The 1,463-nt window shown below is 58.4% G+C and carries 1 protein-coding gene and 2 pseudogenes; all 3 read left to right on the forward strand.

All coding sequences use genetic code 11. The annotated features are described in order from the left end of the window. Window positions 1–328: 328 nt before the first annotated feature. A complete protein-coding gene (locus QA600_RS22735; protein WP_278294218.1) occupies window positions 329–574 on the forward strand; it encodes a DUF2892 domain-containing protein in 246 nt (81 codons plus the stop codon). After that, window positions 571–960, forward strand: a pseudogene (locus QA600_RS22740) (hypothetical protein); the annotation flags it as partial. The gene QA600_RS22735 and the pseudogene QA600_RS22740, both read left to right, overlap by 4 nt. A gap of 3 nt (window positions 961–963) precedes the next feature. Further along, window positions 964–1,463 (forward strand): annotated as a pseudogene (locus QA600_RS22745) (peptidase M14); the annotation flags it as partial.

A 1,463-nucleotide genomic window follows, 5' to 3' on the forward strand; every position in this document is an offset into this window, starting at 1 on the left:
CCTTCACTCACAAGAGCCGTGCTGGTCTCATCGTTTCTCGACGAGCTACGATGGTAGAACAAGGAAGAGGATTGATCTCGGAGCCGAAGAATTGACTCGTATCCTTACCTTCGTTCGTGACGAGTTGCGAACTGAGTATGAAATTTCTGTCCACGTTCGAGCGCACAACTGACGAAGGGTCTGACCGAGCAGCGATTCGGGTAAATTCAACTGATAACTCGAAATCACGACGAACCAAATTTCTTCAAGGAACTGCTGTCTTCATCGCCATGTTCGTAGCCCTCTGGTGGCTGCTATCCCGCGGCGAAGAACGATCGGAGTAATTGGTATGGAGAAAAACGTTGGCGGAACTGATCGAACGATCCGAATCGCCGTCGGGCTCGTCCTGGTTGCAGCGATGATGGTGACGGTCGCCTTCGGAGAACCCCTCGGCGATCCCACACAGGGAATCGTCGCTGCCGTCCTCCTCTTTGCTGCGTTCGTACTGTTGGGTACAGCCGGTGCCGAGAAGTGTCCGGCGAATCGCGCACTAGGTCGGAACACGTACGACGAACCTGAATCCGAACACCGATGAACAGACACGAACTCATCGACGTTGCGACCATCTCGATGAGTGGGCTGCTCTTGCGGAATTCCAGGTTCTTTTCCCGGTCAGTTTCCAGCGCTCCGATCGGTGACGTCGTCAGTGGTACGGCGATCGATATCGAGAACATTCGAACCGGGGGTGTTCAGGGAGTCTCTGCATCCACTCCCATTGGGTAGTTCCAGGCAGCATATCTCGTCTCTCAGTGGCGAGGACGAGACGCACCGACGCTGTTGTATCATCATGGAAGTGGCGAACAACCGTTCGACTTTGGGCGGTTCAGTTCGAACTCGTTTGGGCGACTCTTCGGGACGAACTTCGACCGAGACATCAACCTGGTCGTGCTCCAAGCGCCGTTTCATGATCGTTCGAATAGAGGAGAGACCCTGGGGTACGAACAGACCGAGTACGAGGTCAACCCGATGTAGTTCTTCGACGAACTGGAACCGTTCGTCGAGGACGGCGACGTGGACGCGATCAGCGTCCACCACGTCAGGGTGGGGCGACTGCTCCGCGGTCAGTCTGGCAAGCGGCAGTACGACAAACTGGTCGTCTCCCACGACAACGGGCTCGACGGTTCCCAGTACATCTCGGCCATCGAGGCGTTCGTCAAGGCCGGGGGCGACCTCGTGCTGACCGACAGCGGCGTCAACCTGCTCGGGGTCCTCGACGTGGGTGACGCCGCCGACGTCGACGCCGACGACGTCCACGAGATCGAGGTTCAGTTCGCCAACCTCGAGGATCTCGACTTCGACCACGACCTCCTCGCGGGGATCCGCCCCCGCCAGCAGGAGCTGTGGAAGGGATCACAGCTCGGCTACACGACGGGCGGCGACCAGCCCGCGACCGTCGTTGACGAGGACGCCGTCCGAGATGCGAA

The organism is Natronococcus sp. A-GB1, assembly GCF_029688845.1.
Taxonomy (GTDB): Archaea; Halobacteriota; Halobacteria; order Halobacteriales; family Natrialbaceae; genus Natronococcus.

Coding starts and splice junctions, on each gene's coding strand:
- QA600_RS22735 (WP_278294218.1), top strand. CDS start 329: ATGGAGAAAAACGTTGGCGGAACTGATCGAACGATCCGAATCGCCGTC.